The sequence below is a fragment of the Acinetobacter piscicola genome (assembly GCF_002233755.1).
Lineage (GTDB): Bacteria > Pseudomonadota > Gammaproteobacteria > Pseudomonadales > Moraxellaceae > Acinetobacter > Acinetobacter piscicola.
In genome coordinates this window covers 85,442-92,811 of the sequence record NZ_KZ268708.1, presented here as the reverse complement: position 1 = coordinate 92,811, position 7,370 = coordinate 85,442, and the positions used below count along the sequence as shown (strand labels likewise).

The 7,370-nt window shown below is 45.2% G+C and carries 1 protein-coding gene; it reads right to left on the bottom strand.

Annotated elements, in window-relative coordinates; translation table 11 throughout:
• On the bottom strand, window positions 1–7,370 hold a 7,370-nt coding region (locus CDA10_RS04240), incomplete at both ends, for an Ig-like domain-containing protein (protein WP_171333944.1).

Here is a 7,370-nt window from a genome sequence, read left to right as displayed (position 1 = left end):
CCGCGATCTCACCTGCTGGTATTGGATTCACACCGTTATAGCTAAACTCCCAGTAACCTTTGTTAATTTCAACCGTCGTCGTCAGTACGGTACCATTACCCAAAGTCAGATAGACTTGTGTTTCTCCCCAATATCCATTGCCCTCGTAACGTTCTGCAAAACCTGCAAGGTTGCCATTGTCATTGTAGAATTTAATACCATCTGTTTCCATGAAGGCCAATGCACTAAATCCACCTAAATAACTGTATGGTGTGTAATACCAATTAGCATAGGTTCCACCATTAAACTCCCTCAAAGGTGATGAGATGTCTTGAATAAATTGCGGGTTGATGGATAGATTGCCTGCATCATCCACAGTTTCAAACACATAGTTTTTAAAGCTGTCCATATGCGCAAGCAGCGTCGATAGATCTAGTTTGCCATTGGCATCAGTATCCAAACCATCAACTGTTGTAAGTTCTGTCAGCTTTTCAATATGTTCGCCACGGTACTCTTGTTCATAGACTTTGAAGTTGCGCTCACCAGTTTCGCTAAATTGGAATGCAGCATTTTGGGTATCTAGTCCGCCCTGTGTTGAAGGTTTCAGTGAGGCTGTGAATTTACCCACTGCTGCCACATTATCGACACGGTAGTTTTGTGCTGCGGCTTCATCTATACCACCGACATAGACCGTTACACTATTGCCTGCGACATCTGTGATCACCGCACGGAACTTACGACTTTCATCATTGATTTGCTGTGCAGACCAATCCACGTCATACGATGAAGTATTATCCACGGCGATCGTTGCTGTATTTAGATCTGTCCAAGCACCATTCACCAAGGTTTGGTAAATCACCTGTGCGCCTGCTTCGCCTATTACATTCAACGTGAATTGAGTGTCGTTCGAGTAAAAGTCTGTAGCGGAAACGCCTGCATCTTCATAGTTACTCATTGAAATTGCAGGTGTTGGAACACTGATTGTTGTATCAACAATAACGTTCTGTGTATCAGTTGCTCCCACATTACCTGCTCGATCTACGATATGTGCTTGAACTGTATAAGTCCCATCCGCAAGCGGATTCGCAGTATGATCAAATGTCCAAGTTCCATTGGCATCACTAATCGCATCATTCCAAGTCACACCACCATCTAAACTGATCTGAACTTTTTCATCAGCGCCTAATGTTCCATTGACTTTACCGTTAAATAACAAAGTATTGTCATTGGTAATAAAGTCTGTCGAAACACCACTATCATCAGTAATCCCTAAAATTTCAACTGTTGATGTAGGTGCTACCGTATCTACTGTGAAGTTGACCGGTGCTGTCTTCGGACTTTCGTTACCCGCTGTATCTTTTTGTGAGATTTCTATCGCATGTGGACCTTGTGCCAAGTCAGTCGTTGGCGTGAAGCTCCAGTTGCCTGTTGAATCCACAACCGCTGTACCAATCTCTGTACCATTGTCATAGATGCTAATGGTATTACCCGCTTCGCCTGTTCCTGTCAGTTCAGGACGTGGATCGTTGGTGCTGTCTCCTTCTCCGATGCTACCTGTCACTGGGGCAACGTCATCGTTGATGTTGTCCAAGATCGGGGCTGCAGGTGGTGCTACCGTATCTACTGTGAAGTTGACCGGTGCTGTCTTCGGACTTTCGTTACCCGCTGCATCTTTTTGTGAGATTTCTATCGCATGTGGACCTTGTGCCAAGTCAGTCGTTGGCGTGAAGCTCCAGTTGCCTGTTGAATCCACAACCGCTGTACCAATCTCTGTACCATTGTCATAGATGCTAATGGTATTACCCGCTTCGCCTGTTCCTGTCAGTTCAGGACGTGGATCGTTGGTGCTGTCTCCTTCTCCAATGCTACCTGTCACTGGGGCAACGTCATCGTTGATGTTGTCCAAGATCGGGGCTGCAGGTGGTGCTACCGTATCTACTGTGAAGTTGACCGGTGCTGTCTTCGGACTTTCGTTACCCGCTGCATCTTTTTGTGAGATTTCTATCGCATGTGGACCTTGTGCCAAGTCAGTCGTTGGCGTGAAGCTCCAGTTGCCTGTTGAATCCACAACCGCTGTACCGATCTCTGTACCATTGTCATAAATGCTAATGGTATTACCCGCTTCGCCTGTTCCTGTTAGTTCAGGGCGTGGGTCGTTGGTGCTGTCTCCCTCTTCGATGCTACCTGTCACTGGGGCAACGTCATCGTTGATGTTGTCCAAGGTCGGAGCTGGCTCTGGTGCAACTGTGTCTACTGTGAAATTCACTGGTGCTGTCTTCGGACTTTCGTTACCTGCTGCATCTTTTTGTGAGATTTCTATCGCATGTGGACCTTGTGCCAAGTCAGTCGTTGGCGTGAAGCTCCAGTTGCCTGTTGAATCCACAACTGCTGTACCAATCTCTGTACCATTGTCATAGATGCTAATGGTATTGCCCGCTTCGCCTGTTCCTGTCAGTTCAGGGCGTGGGTCGTTGGTGCTATCTCCCTCTTCGATGCTACCTGTCACTGGAGCAACGTCATCGTTGATGTTGTCCAAGATCGGTGCTGCAGAAGCAGTACTATCAATAGTCACTTCTTTGCTTGATGGTGCAGTATAATTACCTGCTTTATCAATCACACGAGCATCGATAACATGCTTACCATCGGCCAATACATTTGCAGTATTGTCTAAGCTCCAAGTTCCATCCGCATTCAGCGTTGCATCTTTCCACACTCCACCATCTATACGAACCTGAACTTTATCTCCTGCCTGCAACTGTGTTGCATCTGATACTTTCCCACTAATCACGAGACTTGGATCATTGGTCAAAAAGTCATTTGCAAGACCTGAATCTTCGGTAATACCCGTAATTTCAGCGACAATCGTTGGTGCTGTTATATCGACAATGACATTGAATGGATCAGAAGGTTGGCTAACATTCCCCGCAGGATCTGTTTGCGTTACTGTTAAGTTATGTGAACCTTCAGTCAAACCTGGTGCTGGAATCGTATAACTCCAATGCCCATTTGGACCTGCTGTAACAGAACCAACTGGTTTACCTTCATCATAAATAACAACCACATTCCCTGCTTCAGCAGTACCTTCTAGAGTCGGTGTTTTATCATCGGTAGAATCACCTGATGCCAATAAGCCTTGCACAACGCCTACATCATCAGATACCGAGTCGATCGTTAACTGACTTGGTTTTGTTGCGTCAATTTCCAAACTATATTGTGATTGCGCTGTACTACCATTTGCCAAAGTCACAGATGCGGTATAAGTATGCTCACCATCAGCCTGTTGAGGCAATTCAATTGACCACTGACCTGTTGCATCAGCAGTAGCTGATCCAATAACTGTATTCGTTTGATCTTTGATTATGACCACTTGATTTGCAGTTGCAGTACCTGAAAGTATTGGTGTGTCATCATTTGTTAATCCACCATCACTGATTGGACCTGTCTTAGGTGCTTTATTGTCTGTCGCAGTTTCAATATTTACAGCTGCCACTGTTGTACTTACAGTAAAGTCTAAAGGTTCACTCTTATCACTTTCATTTCCAGCAGGATCTGTTTGTGTCACTTCAAGCGAATGTGGCCCTTCTGTTAATGGTATTGTTGGTGTATATGCCCATGTCCCATCAGGCTTCACAGTAGTTGTACCTAGAGGTTGACCATTATCGTAAATAGTGACCGTATCTCCTGCCTGCCCCGTACCTGTTAAGGTTGGCGTAGTATCATCGGTTGTATCACCTGACTCAATATCACCAACACTCGGAGCAACATCATCGGTTGCAACAAAACTTGGTTGAGTTGGTGCTGTTGTATCAATCGTGAAATCAACTTTAGCTTCAGCCGTTTGCCCACTTGGTAACTCAGCGACAGCCGTATATTCACGATGTCCTTCTGGTTGTGTTGGCAATGTTACTGACCATTGGCCAGATCCATCAGCAATTGTTGATCCAATCGCTTGTCCATTTGAATCATGAATCGTAACGAGTGAATCAGGTTTAGTTGTACCAAAAATGATCGGTGTATTATCATTGGTAATGCCACCTTTAGCCACTGTTTCAATTACAGGCAATTGATCATCTTCAATACCATCAATTGTAATATCAACTGTACTCGTATCTACCTGAATATTGAGAGGATCGCTTTTCGCGCTCTCATTCCCAGCAGGGTCAGTATGAGTAACTTCAAGTGAATGTGGTCCTTCCGTCAATGGTGTTGTCGGTGTATATGCCCACGTACCATCAGGTTTAACAGTCGTTGTACCTAAAGGCTGACCATTATCATAAATGGTGACTTTATCACCCGCCTGCCCTGTACCTGTTAACGTTGGCGTAGCATCATCTGTTACATCACCAGAGTTAAGGACAGCTTGATCTGGACCTACATCATCGCTTGCTTCAAAAGCTGGTTTTGAAGGTGCTTGAGTATCAATATTCAGTGCAAAGCTATCACTAGCTGTTTGACCATTTGGCAACGTAACTTTTGCAATATAATCCTGTACTCCGTCAGCTTGTTGAGGTAAATCAACAGACCATTTTCCAGTTGCATCAGCTGTTACAGAAGCAATTGGTGTTCCCGCTTTATCCGTGATCGTCACGAGCTGATTTGGATTTGTCGTACCCGCAAATGTTGGCGTGTTATCGTTGGTTAATCCATTTCTAGCAATCGTTTCAGTAATGCCGACATTGTCAGTAACCGATTCAATTTTAATGACAGGAACACCTGTATCTACAATGAATGATAATGGATCACTTTTCGCACTTTCATTACCAGCAGCATCTGTATGTGTTGTTTGTAATTCATGTGGTCCTGTTGCAAGTTCTGGCGATGGTATAAAGGTCCAATGACCTGTTGAATCTACAGTAGTTGAACCGATCGGCGTACCATTGTCATAAACTTCAACCACATCACCCGGCGCACCCGTACCTGTTAGTGTTGGGGTAGTGTCATCCGTCGTATCTCCATCTGCAATAGGACCTGTTTGCGATCCTACATTATCATTTGCTATAAACCCTGAATTTGTAGGTGCCATTGTATCTAGTACAATTGGATATGCATCAGTCGTTGTGCTGACTTGACCCGCGCCATCTGTGGCATTTGCGGTAATTTTCTTCTCACCATCTGCGCCAAGATCAGGCAATGTCATTAACCAAGTCTTATCAGGATTTACAGTCGTTGAACCCACTTCTGCACCATCTACAAACACATGTACAACCGAACCCGCTTGACCAGTACCACTCACCGTTGGGGTTTTATCATCTGTAGACTGACCTTTTTGTAAGTCTCCAACAATTGCACCAAAATCATCTTGAACTTGAGTAATCGCAGGCTCTTGAGGTGGTTCACCAATAATTGTGAATGACGTTGTAGATATAGGATTGCCTTCATTACCCGCTTTATCTACAGGCTTAGCACTAAACTCATGTGGACCTGATGTTAATGGATTCTCTGGAGTAAATGTCCACGTACCATCTGGTTGTACTGTCGCTGTTCCAATCAAACCACCCTTGTCATAAACATTGACATGTTCAACATCTGGGGTCGCCTGTCCTGTATATTCTGGACGAGTATCATCTGATGTCGTACCGTCTTGGATTTCTCCTGTGACTGCACCAACATCATCCAATAGTTTAACGTCTGTCAAACTTCCATCGACTGGTGCTGTGGTATCAATCGTGATTTCTTTACTCGTCGGTGCTGTCGCATTACCCGCTTGATCAACAACACGAGCTTCTACTGTATGCTTACCTTCGGCCAATGGATTCGCAGTGTTATCTAAACTCCACGTTCCATCCGCTTTCAGCGTTGCATCTGTCCATGTTCCACCATCTACTCGGACTTGGACTTTATCACCAGCTTGGACTTGTGTTGTATCTGATACTTTTCCGCTAATCACTAAACTTGGATCATTGGTTAAGTAATCGTTTGCTAGCCCTGTATCTTCGGTAATTCCTGTAATTTCAGCTGTGATCGTTGGCACAGTCGTGTCTACAACCACTTCAAATGGTGCAGATGGCGCACTTTCATTGCCCGCTGGATCGGTTTGAGTAACAGTTAAGTCATGCGGGCCTTCTGTTAAGCCTGGTGATGGAATAGTGTAGTTCCAGTTTCCTTGCGGATCTGCAACAACACTTCCTACAGGTTTGCCGTCATCATAAATTGTGACCACATTGTCAGGTTCTGCCTTACCTGTAATAGTTGGTGTGGTGTCATCCGTTGTATCACCTGAATCAAGTGATCCTTGGTTTTCTCCCACATCATCCGTCACTGTATCTATACTCGGCGCAACAGGTGCGGTTGTATCTACTGTCAGTTGTGCTATGTCTGTCGCAGTATTACCATTCGGTAGTTGTGCGGTTGCTGTATAGGTATGTTCACCCTCAGCTTGTGGTGAAAGCTCAACTGACCATTTACCTGTTGCATCTGTAATTGCTGTACCGACGACTTGGCCGTTTTCATCCGTGATGCTGATTGTGGCACTCGGTTCTGAAATACCAACGATTGTTGGTGTATTGTCGTTGGTCACACCAGCCTTAGCAATATTGCCTTCAATTGGTGTTGTATTGTCAATGAAGTTAGTGATCTGAACGTTAGGTGTAGATGTATCTACCGTAAAATTCAATGGATCACTTGGATCGCTTGTGTTCCCTGCTGGATCTGTTTGAGTGGTTGTGATCTCGTGCGGACCATCAGTCAATGGGGTTTCTGGGGTAAATGTCCAATTCCCTGTTGGGTCTACAACTGCGGTACCTAGTGGTTGACCATTATCAATCACTTCAACGGTTGCACCCGGCTCACCCGTACCTGTAATGGTCGGTGTCGTATCATCCGTTGTTCCACCAGCTGGAATTTCGCCAATCGTAGGACCCACATCATCTGTGGCAGTGATATCTTCAGGCTGAGTAGGTGCAATAGTATCGAGTATGATTGGGTATTCACCTGTAGCTGGGCTGGGCTGACCTGCTGGGTCTTTGGCAACAGCTGTGAGTTTCTTCTCACCATCTGCACCTAGGTCTGCAACTTCAAGTGTCCATTTTCCATTGGGTTGTACTGCAACTGAACCAACTTCTGTGCCATTGCTATAGATATGAACGATAGTACCCGGTTGAGCGGTTCCGCTCACTGTCGGAGTCTTGTCATCCGTTGTCGCGCCTTTTTGTAAAGGACCTGTCACATCACCTACATTGTCATCAACACTTTGAATCGTCGGTGCCAATGGTGCTGAACCAATCACATTAAAGTCGATTGGATCTGTGGCTACGCCTTCGTTGCCTGCTGCATCTACTGGTTTGCCTGTAAAGCTATGGTCACCTCCGATCAAAGGTAATTCTGGCGTGAATGTCCACGTTCCATCTGGCTGTACTGTCGCTGTTCCAATCAATCCACCATTGTCATAAACA